Annotated in this window: 9 protein-coding genes; 6 read left to right on the forward strand and 3 right to left on the reverse strand. The window is 62.6% G+C overall.

The window, feature by feature from the left end:
• Positions 1–34 precede the first annotated feature (34 nt).
• Positions 35–5,566, forward strand: a complete 5,532-nt coding sequence (locus J3U87_RS08750) for an alpha-2-macroglobulin family protein (RefSeq protein WP_237382660.1) — start codon at positions 35–37, stop codon at positions 5,564–5,566.
• A 227-nt stretch (positions 5,567–5,793) separates the two neighbouring features.
• Here J3U87_RS08750 and J3U87_RS08755 read toward each other — a convergent pair whose 3' ends face one another.
• The 3 genes from J3U87_RS08755 to J3U87_RS08765 form a co-directional block, all read right to left on the reverse strand.
• On the reverse strand, positions 5,794–6,093 hold the full coding sequence (locus J3U87_RS08755; protein WP_237382661.1) for a hypothetical protein: 300 nt from the start codon (positions 6,091–6,093) through the stop codon (positions 5,794–5,796).
• Positions 6,094–6,111: 18 nt separating this feature from the next.
• The gene (locus J3U87_RS08760; protein ID WP_237382662.1) at positions 6,112–6,357 is read right to left on the reverse strand and encodes a hypothetical protein; all 246 of its coding nucleotides are present in this window, start codon (positions 6,355–6,357) and stop codon (positions 6,112–6,114) included.
• Between the two features lie 133 nt (positions 6,358–6,490).
• Entirely contained in the window at positions 6,491–7,153 is a 663-nt protein-coding gene (locus J3U87_RS08765) for a PspA/IM30 family protein (protein WP_237382663.1), read from the reverse strand.
• Positions 7,154–7,944: 791 nt separating this feature from the next.
• Here J3U87_RS08765 and J3U87_RS08770 point away from each other — a divergent pair.
• The 5 genes from J3U87_RS08770 (at position 7,945) to J3U87_RS08790 (ending at position 16,481) form a co-directional block, all read left to right on the forward strand.
• Positions 7,945–9,912 (forward strand): putative sodium/potassium/calcium exchanger, encoded by a 1,968-nt coding sequence (locus tag J3U87_RS08770; protein WP_237382664.1) that lies wholly within the window; start codon positions 7,945–7,947, stop codon positions 9,910–9,912.
• Positions 9,913–10,015: 103 nt separating this feature from the next.
• The gene (locus J3U87_RS08775) at positions 10,016–11,098 is read left to right on the forward strand and encodes an AAA family ATPase (RefSeq protein WP_420038293.1); all 1,083 of its coding nucleotides are present in this window, start codon (positions 10,016–10,018) and stop codon (positions 11,096–11,098) included.
• Between the two features lie 102 nt (positions 11,099–11,200).
• Positions 11,201–12,181: a DUF58 domain-containing protein gene (locus tag J3U87_RS08780; RefSeq protein WP_237382666.1), complete on the forward strand. Its 981-nt coding sequence runs from the start codon at positions 11,201–11,203 to the stop codon at positions 12,179–12,181.
• Positions 12,178–13,848: a BatA domain-containing protein gene (locus tag J3U87_RS08785; protein WP_237382667.1), complete on the forward strand. Its 1,671-nt coding sequence runs from the start codon at positions 12,178–12,180 to the stop codon at positions 13,846–13,848. The genes J3U87_RS08780 and J3U87_RS08785 overlap by 4 nt, the downstream gene beginning before the upstream one ends.
• Positions 13,839–16,481 (forward strand): vWA domain-containing protein, encoded by a 2,643-nt coding sequence (locus tag J3U87_RS08790; RefSeq protein ID WP_237382668.1) that lies wholly within the window; start codon positions 13,839–13,841, stop codon positions 16,479–16,481. The genes J3U87_RS08785 and J3U87_RS08790 overlap by 10 nt, the downstream gene beginning before the upstream one ends.
• The last annotated feature ends 103 nt before the right edge of the window (positions 16,482–16,584 follow it).

The raw sequence follows: 16,584 nt of genomic DNA on the forward strand, positions 1-16,584 counted from the left end.
TCTAACGATTTGCATCGCCCCACAGGAGAACACCATGACCGGCTCGCCTCGCGCGCTTCAGTTCGCGCGCTTTTTGGCTCTCGCCCTTTTGCTCGTCGCCCTCGGCTGCGACAAACCCCGCTCGTCGGCTTCGGCGGACGACCACTCCTTGGATGTCGATTCCCTGCTGGAGAATTACCCCCAGGGAACCCTTTCCCGTACCGGGCCCATCACCTTCGTTTTCAAGAACCCGCCCGTCGGGAGCCACATGGTCGGCAAGACCCTGGATCAAAACCCCGTCAGTCTGGTCCCCGAAGTTCGCGGCACCGCGCAGTGGCGCGACACCAAAACGCTCGTCTTTCAACCGGATGGCCTGCTGGCGCCGGGCCAGAGTTACACCGCCGTCCTTCATCTGGGCCAGATTCTCGGCGACGTTTCCGCCGACAGCAAAGCGAATCTCACCTTCCAGACCCCGCGCCGAGCCTTCGATCTGCAGCTCGGCGAGCCCCGCGCCCAAACCGAAAGCGACATGAAATGGCAAACCGTGGAAGGGGTGCTGACCACGGCCGATCACGAGGACGGCAAGGCGATCGAGCCTCTCGTTCGCGCGGAGCACGACGGCATTCGCCTCGAACTGAGCTGGTCCCACTCCCCCGACGGCCGCCTTCATCGCTTCCGGGTGGACAACATCGAGCGCAAGGCCCGACCAGGCACATTGCGCGTTTTCTGGGACACGACCCGCATCGGCGGCAGCCTGAAGGGCTCCCAGGACATCGCCATCTCCCCCATCAACCAATTCCAGTTTCTCACCGCCGTGGCCAAGGACGAGGGGGAACAACACCTGTTGCTCACCTTCTCCGACCCGCTCCGTGCCGATCAGGATCTGACCGGCTTGATCCACGCTCGCGGCCACGAATGGCGCCTGGTTGTCGAGAGCAACCAGATTCGCGCCTATCCCAATCGCCGCTTGACCGGGGAAGTCACCGTCATCATCGAGCCCGGCATCCGCAATATCGTCGGTGGTGCCTTGACGCGACGTCACGAGCGCAAAATCGTCTTCGAGGAAGTCAAGCCCCAACTGCGCCTGGACTCCAGCGGCGTGGTGGTTCCCAGCGACTCGAAAGTGCCCTTCCCCTTCGAAGCCGTCAACGTGAAAGCCGTCGACGTCTGGGTGGTGAAGGTCCCCGAAAACAACATTTCTCAGTTTCTTCAGGTCAACGATCTCACCCAGTGGCGCGAGTTGCACCGCGTCGGAATCGAAGTCCTGCGCCAAAAGGTCAGCTTGGAAGGGGATCCGAATCTGGACCTGAAACGCTGGAACCACCACGTGCTCGACCTGACCGACCTGGTCAAGGTCGAGCCGGGGGCCCTCTACCGGGTGACGCTTGGATTCCGCAAATCCTATTCGCTCTACGGCTGCGGCCAGACGGACGAGCAGGAAGACGCACCGGAGACCCTGGGAAGCCTCACGCCCGAGGCGGAGGCCTCCTACTGGAATTACTACAACGACTATTCGGAATACAACTACCGGTTCCGCAACGACGCTTGCCACCGTTCCTACTACAACGCGGGCCGCAACGTGGCGCGCAACCTGTTGGCGTCCAACCTCGGCCTGATCGCCAAGCGCGACGCCTCTTCGGGTTTGCTGGTCGTGGCGACGGATCTCAACAGCGCCGCCCCCGTGGGCAACGTATCGATCGAGGTCCTCGACTACCAGCAACAGCCGATCGCCTCGGCCCAAACCGGTAAGGACGGGTTCGTCCGTTTCGAGAGTGCCGAAAAAGCGTTTCTTGTGTTGGCCAAGCGCGGTACCGAACGCGGCTACCTGACCCTGCAGGACGGCTACGCCCTTTCCACCAGCCGTTTCGACGTAGGCGGCACATACCTCCAAAAGGGACTGCAGGGATTCATGTATGGCGAACGCGGCGTCTGGCGTCCGGGAGATCCCATCCATCTGACGCTGGTGCTCAAGGACAGCGAGGGCAGCTTGCCGGCAGATCACCCGGTGACCCTGGAGCTGACCGACCCCAGCGACCAGGTCGTGCAACGCATCGTGCGGCGTCAAGGGCTGAACGGCTTCTACAGTTTCACCCTGCAGTTGGACGAGAAGGCGCCCACCGGTCCCTATCGCGCCACCGCCATGGTGGGCGGGGCCCGCTTCAGCAAACCGCTGCGCGTAGAGACCGTGCTGCCAAACCGGCTGAAAATCAACCTGGACCTGAACAAGGAGTACCTCGCCGCCGAAGACAGGGACACCAAGGCCAACCTGGAGGTCACCTGGTTGCACGGCGCGGTGGCCGGCAACTTGAAAACCGAGGCCACGGTCACCCTGACCCCCGTCACCACCAAATTCACCGGTTACCAGGGATTCAGCTTCGACGATCCCAGCCGGTTCTACAGCTCCGAAGCCAAACCGCTGTTCGAAGGCAAGCTGGACGCAAAAGGCAAGGCCGAACTGCCGGTTCAACTCGAAGTCAACGGCCAGGCACCGGGCAACATGCGTGCATCGATCACCTGCCGGGTGTTCGAGCCCAGCGGCGCCTTCTCGATCGACAATTTCTCGATGCCCTTCCATCCCTATAAAACCTATGTAGGCCTCAAACCACCCAAGGGCGACAAGGATCGCGGCATGTTGCTGACCGACAAGGACCACCCGATCCAGATCGTCACGGTCGACCGCGAAGGGAAACCGGTTTCGCGCAAGGGCGTGAAGGTGTCGCTCTACAAGATCTCCTGGCAGTGGTGGTGGGCTCAGGACGCCAACCGCATCGACCGCTACAACGCCAGCCAGCTCACCAATCCGATTGCATCCGGGTTCGTGGATACGGTGAACGGTGAAGGGACCTGGCAACTGCGGGTCGACTACCCCGAATGGGGCCGCTACCTGATTCGCGTCGAGGAACCCGGTGGCCACGCCGCCGGCCGCATCGTCTACATCGACTGGCCCGGTTGGGCCGGACGACCCCAGGGCGAAGGCGCCTCTTCAGCGGCGATGCTGACCTTCAGCGCCGACAAGTCCGCCTACAAGGTGGGCGATACGGTGCGCCTCTCGATTCCCACCGCCCACGCCGGCCGCATGCTCATCAGTCTGGAGAGTGGCACGCGGGTCCTGCAGAGTCACTGGGTCGTCGGCCAGGCCGGCATGACCCAATTCGAGTTCGAGGCGACCGCCGCCATGGCACCCAACATCTACGCCCATGTCAGCCTGCTCCAGCCTCACGGCCAAACGGCCAACGATCTACCGATTCGCATGTACGGCGTGATCCCCATCCCGGTCGAAGATCCCGAGACCCGTTTGGCGCCGCGCCTCGAGATGGCCGACGTACTGGAGCCCGAAAGCGAGGTGGTGGTGCGCGTCGCCGAGGAACGGGGTCGCCCCATGACCTACACGCTGGCCATGGTCGACGAGGGCTTGCTCGACCTGACCCGTTTCAAGACGCCGGATCCCTGGAAGGCCTTTTTCGCACGCCAGGCACTCAACGTGTTGACGTTTGACATGTTCCGCAGCGTGCTGGGCGCCCAGACCGCACCGTTCGGTCGGTTGCTCGCGGTCGGCGGCGACGGAACGGGCAGTTCTCGCGACGACGCCAAACTCAATCGCTTCCGGCCCGTGGTTCACTTCCTCGGCCCGTTCCAACTGAAGGCCGGCGCCAGCCAAGAGCACCGTCTGGAGATGCCCAACTACGTGGGCTCGGTGCGTACCATGGTGGTGGCGGGCGATGGCAAAGCCTACGGAAGCACCGAAAAAACGACGCCAGTTCGCAAACCGCTGATGCTGCTGGGCACGGCGCCGCGCGTGCTGGGACCCGAGGAGTCGATGTCGTTCCCGGTTTCGGTCTTCGCCATGGAGCCGGAAGTCAAAGAGGTGACCGTCACCCTGGAAACCAACGGCCTGTTGGAAGCCACCGAGGCCCGGAGCCAGACCGTGCATTTCGACGAGCCGGGCGAGAAAACGATTCGCTTCCCGGTGAGGGTCCAGGCCGCGGTGGGTGAGGCCGGCCTTCGGGCCACGGCAGTGAGCGGCAGCCACCGCGCCGAATACGCGGTAGACCTCCCGGTTCGCAACGCCAACCCGGAACTCGTCAATGTCACCGAGGAAATGCTGGAAGCCGGTCAGAGCTTCAGTTTCCAGTACGAGCCCGTGGGTATGAAGGGCACCAACAGCGGCGCGCTGGAGGTTTCCTCGAGCCTGCCGCTGAACTTGGCTTCGCGCCTGAATTACCTGATCCGATACCCACACGGCTGTGTGGAGCAGACCACCTCCGCCGCCTTCCCCCAACTCTACCTCTCGAGCCTGATGGAATTGGAGAAGTCGGAAAAGGAGCAGATCGAACACCACATTCGCGCTGCCATCGTGCGGCTCGGCTCCTTCCAACGGGCCGACGGCGGCCTGCTCTACTGGCCCGGCAATTCGGATGCGGATACCTGGGGTACCAGTTACGCGGGTCACTTCATGTTGGAGGCCCGCCGTCTGGGATTTCAGTTACCCACGAATTTCGTCGCCAAATGGACGAGCTTCCAGAGTAACCGCGCTCAAATCTGGAACGGCGACAATCAGGCGGAGGAGCTGACCCAGGCCTACCGGCTCTACACCCTTGCCCTGGCCGGTCAACCGGAATTGGGCCCGATGAACCGCCTGCGCGAATCGAAGATCGACAACCACACGGCCCGATGGCTGCTGGCCGGCGCCTATCACCTGGCAGGACGACCGGAAGCCGCCCAACGGCTCGGCGTCGCCCGGCCGCGGCTGACCAGCAACCCCTCCGTGGAGGAACGAACCTACGGCTCCGCCACCCGCGACCGGGCCATGATTCTCGAGGCCCGAATCGCCATGGGCCAGCGTGCCGAAGTGGTCGAGGACGCGCGCACCCTGTCGGACACCCTCAATTCCGATGACTGGCTGGGCACCCACAGTTGTGCCTACGCCCTGCTGGCGCTGGCCAAGTTCGCCGACAACAGCGAAGGCCTGAATTACGCCGTGACCCTGGGCCAGGATGCCCGTCACAAGGTGAGCAGCGCCAAGTCCATCGATCAAATCCCTCTGGCTCCCGACGATCAGCGCCAAAAGAGCCTGGAACTGGTCAACGAGGGATCCGGTCCCCTGTTCGTCAAGACAGTGCTGCGCGGTGTGCCCGCCGCGGGCGAGGACTACGACGCTTCCTCCAACCTGAAACTGCAGGTACGCTACCTGGGCTTGGACGGTAAGGAGCTGAATCCAGAGAGGATTCGCCAGGGCGAAACCTTCTACGCCGAAGCGACTGTCATCCATCCCGGCAATCGCCGGCGCGCATACAAAAACCTGGTACTGTCCCAGGTGTTTCCCTCCGGTTGGGAAATCCACAACGAGCGACTGGCGGCACCCGACGGCGAGAAAAACAAAGCCGCGGTGCCCACCTATCGCGACATTCGCGACGATCGGGTGTACAGCTACTTCGATCTCAAAATCGGCGAACGCAAGACGTTTCGCGTGATGGTGAACGCGGCCTACGAAGGACGGTTCTACCTACCCGCGGTCTCTGCCGAAGCCATGTACGACGACACCATCAACGCACGCCGCCGCGGCACCTGGGTCACCATCGAGCGTTGACCACTGCGCCTGGGCGGCTCCGACCACCAAAAAGAAAAGGCCTGGAACCAGCCGGTTCCAGGCCCTTCTCTATGGTCGGGTGGAGTTGTGAAAAGACCATAATCGTGACGCGATGCGGGCATGAAGACAGGGATCCCCCCCGGGCTCACCTCGTCGTCCCGTCTCTCGTGTGATTTCGTTCGCGGCGACCGGGGCAACGCCCTCTCAGTCGGTCCCTTGCGACCACTTCACTTCGTCGTCGTATGCTCCGCGCGCAGAATTTCTTCCAAATTCGCCAGGCGTCTGTTCAACTCGGCCGATCGCTGTTGAAGCGCCTCGTACCCATCCTGATCCAGGGGAGGCCCCTGTGGACGGGGTTTTTTTTCCCGCTTTTTGCGAGAGTGATCCAGTGGGCCGTAGCGGGCCTCCAGATAAAGCTTGGCAAGCTTGTACACAAAGACCGTGGCAATGACCGCTAAAACAATAATAAAAGGAAAAATCTCTCCCGGATGCATACGAGCTACCTCTCCAATAAAATGCCACCACACGCCGAATCCGCGTGTTGGTTATTGACGTTCCGCCGAAGGGCCGGCCCCTTCGGGCCCACTTCGCCACTTAATGGTTTGGGTCGATTCGGATGCGCGGTCCGACATGGCGACTTCATCCGAATGCGGCTGGTTTGGATTGGTTTCCCCGGAAAGCACCACCGACTCCAAGGAATGCCCGATACCGGGGCCCCAAAGCGAAAACAGGATCGCGAAGGGCACCATCAGCACGGCCAGCAATGTCAGTGTCAACACGAAGAGCCACATGTGGATGCTCCATACATTATACAAGGGAAGGTTGCGGTTAGGCATCCGATACCCCTTCGGATGCACGAGATTCTCGAGAAGGGTGGGGACTCGCGATCCGGCCGGAACGGCCGAACCGGATCGCCAACAACACTCAGGCTTTCTCTATCGGCTTACGTTTCTTCAACTTGGCGAGCTCTTCCTCGACCTCGCCCGACTGTTCCAGCTCGGCGAATTTTTGTTCCAGGCTGCTGTTGTTCTGCGCGAATCCCTGGACCTCGTTTTCGGCTTCCAGGCGATCCATCTGGCGATTGAAGGCCTCGAAGCGGGCGTAGGCGTCGCGGGTGTTGAAATAGGAATCGGCGCGTTGGCGATGATGCAGCCGCTTGCGCTTGGCTTCCAGTTCGCGTTGGCGGGCAAAGGCACTTTGGAGCTGGGATTCCAGTCGTTCGATATCCGACTGGTATTGGCGCACCATTTCTTCCAAGCCACTCAATCGCTGGGCGACTTCCTTGGCTTGGCGGCGGTACATCAACTTTTGCTCCAAAGCGTCGCGGGCCAGATCGTCGCGGCCCTTGGAAACGGCCAATTCGGCCTTGGCCTCCCAATTGGCCTCTTTCTCTCGGAGCGAATCCAAACCGCGAACCACGCGAATTCGCTCGGCAATCACTTCCGCCGCGGAAGACTTGATCTCGGTCAAGGTGTCTTCCATTTCGTTGATCATGAGCTTGACCATTTTGTTGGGATCTTCGGCTTTGTCCAACATCGCGTTGATGTTGGCATTGATGATTTCGCCCAAGCGCGAAAAGATTCCCATAAAAGGCCTCCTGTCGAAGCGGGATGTGGGACCACCGAGCAAGTAGCTCGCCAGCCCGAACTTTCTTTATAACACTAACAAATCAAACACTTTAAACGAGAACGCAGATTTCGAGGGCTTTTTGTGTGCCATGGCGGATACGCCCAAAACATGCAGTTCAGCCCAAGTCATGGCGAATCTCGCCAAACCGAACTTTGACAATCGGGACATCCATCCCGATCATCCAAGAACGTATCCAGGAGGATCCCGCATACAAAGAGAGGCGTCGTCGCTGTAGGATGGCCGGCCCGGCCGACAAATCGGAGCGATTCGGGCTAAGGATTCTCGATCAATCTAAGAGCGAAGCGCTCCATATCGGCAGTATCGCGTACATCGAAGTACGCAGGACGGCAGTATCCGAAATTCGCGCAAGTGGATTCAGACCTGTTGGTGGTTCTCTGTTGAGCCGATTTTGATGCTCCGGCAAACGCAAGCCGCCGACATGGTAGCTGCGCGCTTGCGTCGGTTGAGAACGCGCGACTCTGATCGCTTCGATGTGTCGGTCCAGCGGGCTTACCGCCCCTGCCTTACCGCCCCTGCCTTACCGCCCCTGCCCAACCAACTGCCCAGACGCCTCTCTTGTGCATGAGGGAATTTCCCGATAACACACTTCGGATAAAACGGTCGCGCCGTGGCTGAACGAGGCCGTCGAAGCCCGAGCCGCGCCATCGCGACGCTCGTATGGTAAGGTGAGATCGGCTCATCGCCCCCTTCGCAATCGAACATCGAATTCCGCAGACGGTAGAAACGGCATGCCCTCGATCCTCGATCGCCTTCAACTTCAGGACGCACACCGTAGTTTGCAACACGTGGCGGGACGCTGCCACGCCGTAGGCCGCGATCTGTGGGATCTGCGTCATATGGTGCCGGCGTGGCGACAAACGATCAAAGCCTCGAGCACCGGACAATGGTTCGGCGCCATCGCGACCGCGCCGCCGACTGCGATCTGCGTGGCGCTCTTTCCGCTGTACCTCGCGCGACTGTTGCCGCTGCTCGGTGCCACCGTGCTGCTGATCGCCTTGATGGCCCGCCTTCGCGTTGGCGACAAAGGCGGAGCCGGGCAGGAAAACCCCGCGGCGTCGGTTCGCAAGCACGCCAATCGGTTCTACTACTGGTTCCTCTGTTTTCAACTGGGCGGGCCCGGCGCGATGCTGGTGGCGGCATCCGTCCTGATCTGGTGGCGCGGCACCCAAGCCTGGGTCTGCGCTTTTGGCGGTGCGGCCATGGGTTTCCTGGTCTTTGCCTTGGCGGGCCTCGGACGTCCCGGCTCACCACTTTCCCTGGCACTGTGCTGGCAGAAACCCGATGCGTCGGCGCGAACCAAATCGGCCTGGTGGAACCTTTGCATTCGGGCGGCGAACGAGGTCGAGCGCGACATGCGTAAACCCGATCCCCTGATCGCGCGGCTGAGCCGCATCCTGGACCGCTCGGCGCAAACGGCGGAACGCATTCCCGACCTCGTCCAGGAAGCGCGCCGGTTCGCGATGGTGGAACTGCGCGGCCGCTTCTCGCACGCCCTGCGGCTGATCGCCATCCTTTTCGGGATCTCCCTGTTTTTCTTGTGGTTGCCCCTGCCGATCGGCGACCGGGCAGGCCCCTGGTTCCAACCCGGTCGCCCCCTCTTGGGCGGCACTCCGAACTCCCCTGATAATTCACTCGGCGAAGAAGAACGCAACGCACCAAACGCGCCTGCCGCCAAACGCGGCGACTCGACGGAATCCGAACAGGCGCAAACATCCTCCGAACCAAACTCTTCCCAAGCGCCATCCGAATCGTCGGGCATGGATCCCAAGTCCTCGGGTGACCGATCAAGTGCGAAAAGTGGGCAGGACGGATCGAAGGATGACGACGCGGTCCCTAAATCCAAGTCGAGCGACGGCACACAAACATCGGGGAATCAGGGCGATCCCCAGCGAGAAGCCCAGAGCGGTAGCCAAGTCACGCCGGATGCCAATCGTTCTCGAGCCAAACAGACACCCAGGGACGCCGGCTCAAATGCCGCTTCACCAGACAACGCCCAATCGAACCAGGAGGGTGCAACCCAAGGGGACCAGCCCGATGAGGAAGATACGGAAGAAGCCGGCGACCAACAATCCGGCGCATCCGAAGAGACGGGGCAGGACTCGGACCCATCGGCGGCCGATGGTGCACAAGGTACGGTGGGCGAGGGCGATCCGTCCCAAGCCGAGAGCGGCCAACAGGCGCAACAAGCCGGGGCGTCCTCCTCGGCCGGAAGCTCCGCCGGCGATTCGACGGAAGAGGGTGGCCAATCAGGCGCCGCTGAGTCCCAGGAACAAAAGGCTAATGCCTCGAACGGGGACGGGCAGGCCAAGGCCACCGAAGATTCCGGTGAACCGGGCGACGGTGGCGAATCGGGATCCAGCACCGCCGAGGCCGGATCCGGCGGTGGCGGTCCCATTCTGGGTCAGCGTCCAAATCAGGTTGCAGCCCCGCCACCCCCTGGCGAAAAGAGCGGTATGGTGGTCATCGAGATTCCGGATTTGGGCGGCCATCCCAACAGCGGAGACACCCCCCGGCCCGCTACGGATGAGGGAGCGGCAGACCCGAATACCCTCGCCTACGACGGTTCGGCTTTGCGGCGCGGGGTTACCCGCGAAGAGGTTCTCAAACCGGACCAACCTCTTCCGAACTGGATCGCGGAACTCCTGAAAAACCGTACCGAGGCGCAGCCGCCCGAACGGAAACGTCGATCCCCCTGAGAAGCCTTTTTCTTTCCTCTCTCATTCTTTTATCGAGGTGCATCCATTGAGTAAAGCGATCAAAGCCTTTGGCGCAGCGGTATTGGAAGAATCCGGCAAGGCCATGTTCGGTATGGAACACGTCACCCGCCTGTGCCTGACCGCCCTGTACACGGGCGGCCACGTCCTGTTGGAAGGCAACCCGGGTTTGGGAAAAACCGAATTGGTCAAGACGCTGGGCGCTTTGCTGCGTCTGCCCTTCGGTCGCATCCAGTTCACGCCGGATTTGATGCCGGCGGACATCACCGGCACCTACATGCCCGACCTGGAAAATCGGAGTCGGCTCTCCTTTCGCGAGGGGCCGGTCTTCACCTCACTGTTGCTGGCCGACGAAATCAACCGGGCGACGCCCAAAACCCAATCGGCGATGCTGGAAGCGATGGCCGAACGACAGGTGACGGTGCTGGGTGAACGCCGCAAATTGAACCAGCCGTTCATGGTCCTCGCAACCCAGAACCCAATCGATCACGAGGGTACCTACACCCTGCCGGAGGCGCAGGCCGATCGCTTCATGTTCAAAATCGAAATGCCGGTCCCGGACGCCACCACCTTGCGGCGCATCATGGCCAAACAGGCCGGCGCCATCGCCTCGGTTCAAGCCGAGACACAAAACCCGGGCAGCACGGCGAGCCTGTTGCCCAAGGACGAGCAGGATTCCCGCGCCAAATACGAGGAGCTGCAACGCCGCGTTCGTGCGGTCGCGCCGCTCCCGTCGTTGGAAGCGCACATTACCAACATGTTCCTCGCCTCCAATCGGCGGTTCGATGCACTTCAAGGCCTCGAAGCCCAACAAACCAAACGGCTTCGCGACATCACCAACGATTTGGTGCGCTACGGCCTGGGCCCCCGGGCCGCGATCGCCCTGCTGCTGGGTGCCAAAGCCTGGACCCTGCTGTTCTCGAGCCACAGCGAGCAAGCCGACGGCCCCGCACTGGCCAAGATCCTGGTTCCTGCATTGCGTCACCGCTTCCAATTGCACTTCGGTTGGCAGGATCGCTATGCCCCGGGAAGCGCGCAATCGGAATTCGACCTGCAGGATCGATTGCTGGTGGAGTTCGCGCAGCTCTGTGCACCGCGAGCAAACGAGTATCAGCGCACCTTCGTCGCGAACCTGCCGGAGACCCTGCGCCCTGCAAACACAAAATAGAAAGGTACCCATCACCATTACATTCAATTCCCAAACCACTTAAACAAAACATGTTCTTCGGTAAAATGACTATCCAACGACGTTAAGGCCACGAGATACCTGATGAGATTTCCCTTTAGGCGCAAAACCACGATCCAAACTCGATTGGCCCCTTTCCCGCTGGCACCGGGCTGGCTTGAACGCTTCCGCCTGCGCGCCAATCGGTTCCGGCGGCCAGGCTTGCAAGGGGGCCATCTCACCCGTCGCCAAGGCTCGAGTCTCGAGTTTCGCGAATTCACACCCTATGCGCCAGGGGACGACGTACGCCACGTGGACTGGCGGACCTCGGCCCGCTTCGGCGACGAACACGACCTGCTGGTCCGTCGCTTCGTGGCGGAGGAGCGACTGACCCTGGCCATCTCGGTGGATCTGCGTCCCAGCATGAGATTGCCCCAAGGGTTACCCAAGCTTCAAATCGCGGCATGGTTGGCGGAAGCACTGAGCCGGGTGGCCCTCACGAATGGAGATCGGGTTCTGTTGCACGGCCTGTTTTGCCGCGGTGACGCGGTGGAGACCCTGGTTGGAAGTCACGCCACACACCGCGTGCGGTCTTCACTGGAGCGCTGGTCCGATCCCGCCAACGAGACCGCCCACGCCAATTTGGAGGGCTTGCGCCGTGCCCTGCCACCGGCATCGGTTTGGGTTCTCATCTCGGACCTGTATTTCAGTGGACCGGAGCAGATCGCTCCGCTGGCTCGCTTTTTCACCACCGCCCGCATGGGGTTTCGCTGGTTGCTGTTGGTGGATCTCGATGCCTGGCCCATGGAGCATACCCTACTCGGTTCGGGTCCGCGTCTGGTGCAGGGCCCGAACTTGGCCCATCCCGACCCGCGATTCGACATCGACAGGGATTCACTGGCACGCGTGGCACAACGCATTCAGCGCGCCAAGCAGGCCTTCTTGCAACAAATCCACCTCGCTCCGGACGGCTACCACACCTGGTCTTGGCCCCAGACCTCCAGGGCGGACGGCTCGCGCTTCTTTCGCGAGCGCCTGGCGGAAGACACCCTACTCCAGCGCCTGTTCATGAAGGATTCCGGATGAGCGGGCCGCTCCTGGCATTCGCCGCGATCGCGCTCGTCATGATCGTCGTGCACATGACACGACCGCCTCACGAGCGCCGCGAAATCTCCTCGGCCCGATTCTTCGACCGCCTGCCGCCCGCACGCGAAAAACGAAGCCGGATGAAGTGGTCCAAACCCACCGATTCGCCACCATTTTTTCTTAGAATGGCGATCCTGGCCCTGTTGGTTTCGGCATTGCTGGCCACCGGGTGGCGCGCCCCGACCCCCGACGAGGCTTCGGCGGCACGAGTCTGGGTCCTGATCGATACATCCTCCGGAATGACGACTAACACCGGATCCGGATCGCTTTGGAACCTGGCCCATCAACGCCTGGTGGAGTTGGCCAATCTGATCGATTCCGGCGATTCGAATCAGGAGTGGTCGGGTCGGCTGTCCAGCTTCGACATGGAGCGCCGAGACCACCTGGCGGACGGTTCCATCGACGACATCCTGAATGCGGTCGACACGCTGAAACCAAGGGCTCTCGGCACCGCTCTCGACCTGGTTCAGGCGACCCACCGCGAAGCACGACGCCTGATGGACCGCAATCCCACCGAGGGTTTCAGCCACATGCTGGTGCTCTCCGACCAGCCGGCACCGGACTGGGTTGCCGAGGCGGAGGCGCCGGTGGTGGTCTGGCTGGACGTCAGCGTGCCGGTGCCGAACGCGGGCATTCACCGCATCGATACCCGGCGCGACGCCTTGAGCGGAGAAATCGGCTCGATCTCGGTGGAACTCCGCGCCCAGGGCCCCTCCGTTCCCTCGACCCTGGTCGTCGAGGGAAATCGGGGTAGTTCCCGCCATGACCTTACGTTCGCGCAGGGTGTGGCTCGGCACCGCATCGACCGTCCCGGTGCGGGCCGCTATCGCCTGACTCTGGAACCGAACGATGCCTATCTGCAGGACAATCGAGCGGAGATCGAGATCTCTCCGAACCGAATCCCTCGCCTGGACTGGCGACTGAAGGACCGAACCTGGGCCGCGATCCTGGGGGCGCCGGCGACGACACCAACCGATCGGAACCAGCGCCCACCGACGGACATGGTGGTTCAAGCGGTCACGGCCACATCCGACGCCGAGATCGACCCGAACACACCGAGACTCATGATCGGCAACGGTTACAAAAAGGGCAACAGCCTGGTCTACGATTTCCGCGAGGATCATCCCCTGTTGGCCAATCTCAATCTGGATGCCGCCGAAACGATGGCCGTGGTGCCCACCCCACTGCCGGACGGATTTACGCCGGTGCTGCGCGACACGGACGGCAACACCTGGCTGGCATGGCGCGCATCGCCACCCGCGGCCTTCGTGGCCGGGCTCCCCCAGGGGCAAGACACCCTGCGGCGCTTCTCCACGACAGCCTTCTTCAACGCGGTCCACCAACTGATGGGGCATCGTGCGGATGTCCCGCTCTATACCCTGACGAGCCCCCGACACCCCGAGCCGGAAGGTACGCGGCTCGCGCTCCACCCCGGTGAGGGCGAGAGTTACGTGCCCCCACATTCGATCGGCCACCTCGAAGACCTGCTGCGCGGCACGTCACGGGGGGAAACGCGGGCCATCTGGCCCTGGCTGCTGGCGGCGGCATCGCTGCTGTTCTTCCTGGAGCGGGTCCTGCTGCTGATCGGGGGTCCCGCATGGCGCTGATCTGGGAACCCCTCGACGGGCCGACCTGGTTGATCTGGCTCATGCTGGGTGCCGCGACGCTGGCGCTCCTGTTGCGAGGCCTCCAGGACGGTTGGCGCATATTGGCGCGCACCCCGACCGTACGGGGCCTCGCCTTGGGTTGTTCGTTGCTCGCAGCACTCGGTCTGGCGCTCGCCGTTCGAAGGCCCGCGCTGCAGGCTCAAGCGCGACAACCCCAATCGCACCTGACCCTCGTCCTGGACTGTAGCGCGAGCGCGTTGCGCGCCGAAGAGGGCCTCGAAACCTACCGCCGAAAAACCGCGGCTCGGCTCAGAGCCCTTCTCGGGGAACTGCCCGACGCGCTCGTCCAATCCGGCACGGCCTCGTTGGTCAGTTTTGGCGAGGACGCGCTGGTCACGGCCGAATCGATCGCCATGGACAAGCTCCCCGAAATCGTGGGAAACCTGGAGCCAGGCGATCTGGCGCGCGCCGATGCCAGCGATCTATCGGCAGGATTGACCCGCGCACGGGATCTGGGCCGGCACGCGACGCGGCGCGCGATCCTGTTGGTCAGCGACGGCCTGGAAACCGAAGGCGACGCCCTGGCCGAGGCACGTATTCACGCCCACCAGGGTCTCCCCATTCACGTGTTGCCACTTTCGGGGGCGTTACCGGATTTGGGCCTGACCGCGGTGGACCTGCCGCGACGCGTGCCCTCCGGCGGACAAACACACCTGCGGGGGTTGATTCACAATCAACGGCCGGGCGCCGTGAAGGCCGAGGTCGACCTCGTTCGCAACGGTGATCCGGACGCGCGTGCGCAACCCGCCGCCCTCACCCTGGACCCCAATCGTTGGGCCAGACTGCGTGCGCCGGTCACCTTCGAGGGAATGGGCCTCCAATTCCTCGACGTGACCCTCACGGACGGGTCTGCCACCCACCGTCACCGCCGTCGATTCTACACTTACGTGCGTCGCGCACCGCGCCTGCTGGCCATCGGCGGCGACAATCGCTGGACCGCGGCGATCGGGCCGGATCAGGCCGAGATCACCCAAATCGCGGCCGAAGATTTGCCGGATACCCTTGATTGGCGGGATTTCGACGGCGTGGTCATCGCCGACGTGGCGGCCCACCGCTTCGACCGCGCGCATTTGGTGCGCATGGCAGCCGCCGTGGAGTACCAGGGCCTGGGTCTGTTCCTGGTCAACGGCGATCACGGAGACGAAGACCCCAAAACGCCGACGGTGATCAAGAGTTACGAAGGAACGCCGCTGGAGCCGCTGCTCCCCGTGGAGACACGACCGCGCAGCAAGGATGAGGAAGAACCGGCACGCCACGTGATCTTCCTGATCGACGCTTCGGGTTCCATGTCCGGCTGGCGTATCGAAATGGCCAAGACCATCGCCAAGTTCATCATCGCCAATTACCTGAGTGACAAGGACCTGGTCGACGTGATGGCCTTCACGACCAAACCCGCCCACGTGGTGCAGCGCAGTCACATGACCGAGGCCAACAAACTGGCGGCCTACGCCGGTATCGACAGTCTCCGCGCCGGTTCGGGCACCAATCCGACCGCGGCGCTCGAACTGCTGAGCCGGGAACGACTCGCCAACTGCGGCCTGATCTTCATTTCCGACGGTTTTTTCAAACCGGTCAACTACCGACCCGACTGCCGCGCCACCGTGTTCGCCATCGGACACACCACGGTCCCGCCGCACAGCCCGCTGCACGCCATCTCCGATCCCTTCCCGGTAGATGCGGGATTCGATCCCGGCCAAATCGACATGCCGTATTTCGATCCCGAACCCCGCGACCATTTTTTCGAGCGTGGCCTGTTCCCCCCGCAACGCATGGACCTGTTCCTGCGACGGGGCGACCGCCTGCCGTTATCCGATCTTCCCATGAACGGGAATGCGGTGACGACACCCCATGCGGACGCCACGGTCGTGGCCGTTCGCCCGAAATGGGTCGACCCGGTCTTGGCCTATCGCGAGGTGGGCCTGGGACGTGTGGGCGTTCTGACATCCGGTATCGGGTCGGCCTGGATCCGAAACAAAGAAGGCAAAGAAGCGATCGCCGCCTGGATCACCCACACGCTTCATTTCACGGCCCGCGACCGCTACGACTTCACGGTGATCGATCGAGGTGGACCCATGGACATCGAGATCGCCCTGCTGGCGCGCAACGGCAAAGCCCAGTCGGTGGACGGCCTGGAGGTGACCTGGCTAGACGAGCGAGGGTCCCGCAAGGCCGTTCCCATGCGAGCGGGCACCCAGCCCGGTACCTTTCGCGGCCGACTGAATCTGCCACGTGATCGGGAGACACATCCCGGTTACTTGAACATTCGCGAACTGGGTCCCGACGCCGAACCTCGAAACCAACGGATTCCCTTTCTCCTGCCCGCGGCGGGAGAGGTCCAGGACAAACCCGGCGCCGAGGCCCAAAGCCACGGCCAAAACGCCGCACTGCTGCGGGCCTTGGCCGAAGGAAGCGGCGGACGATACGAACCGGAACCCGATCGCCCTTTGTTTTCGGAGCTTCCACCACAGACCCGACGCATCCCCGTTTGGCCCTGGCTGTTGGCCGCCGCGGCGGCCTTCTACGCGATCGCCATCGGCGCGAGCCGCTGGGATGGCGGCCTCGAACGACCTTGACAAATGTCTAACAAAGCGGATCGCCAGCCATGTTTAGATGGTGGTGATGCTGGAGCCACCGTCCTCTCTCGCCCCCATCTCGATGCCCTGGACAGGAACCAAG

The organism is Sulfidibacter corallicola (assembly GCF_017498545.1).
In the GTDB taxonomy this organism is placed as follows: domain Bacteria; phylum Acidobacteriota; class Holophagae; order Acanthopleuribacterales; family Acanthopleuribacteraceae; genus Sulfidibacter; species Sulfidibacter corallicola.

What these genes read in the sequence shown, in the direction of transcription:
- J3U87_RS08760 (WP_237382662.1), bottom strand. Translation starts at nt 6,357, where the DNA reads ATGTGGCTCTTCGTGTTGACACTGACATTGCTGGCCGTGCTGATGGTG.
- J3U87_RS08765 (WP_237382663.1), bottom strand. Translation starts at nt 7,153, where the DNA reads ATGGGAATCTTTTCGCGCTTGGGCGAAATCATCAATGCCAACATCAAC.
- J3U87_RS08780 (WP_237382666.1), top strand. Translation starts at nt 11,201, where the DNA reads ATGAGATTTCCCTTTAGGCGCAAAACCACGATCCAAACTCGATTGGCC.
- J3U87_RS08785 (WP_237382667.1), top strand. Translation starts at nt 12,178, where the DNA reads ATGAGCGGGCCGCTCCTGGCATTCGCCGCGATCGCGCTCGTCATGATC.
- J3U87_RS08790 (WP_237382668.1), top strand. Translation starts at nt 13,839, where the DNA reads ATGGCGCTGATCTGGGAACCCCTCGACGGGCCGACCTGGTTGATCTGG.
- J3U87_RS08750 (WP_237382660.1), top strand. Translation starts at nt 35, where the DNA reads ATGACCGGCTCGCCTCGCGCGCTTCAGTTCGCGCGCTTTTTGGCTCTC.
- J3U87_RS08770 (WP_237382664.1), top strand. Translation starts at nt 7,945, where the DNA reads ATGCCCTCGATCCTCGATCGCCTTCAACTTCAGGACGCACACCGTAGT.
- J3U87_RS08775 (WP_420038293.1), top strand. Translation starts at nt 10,016, where the DNA reads ATGTTCGGTATGGAACACGTCACCCGCCTGTGCCTGACCGCCCTGTAC.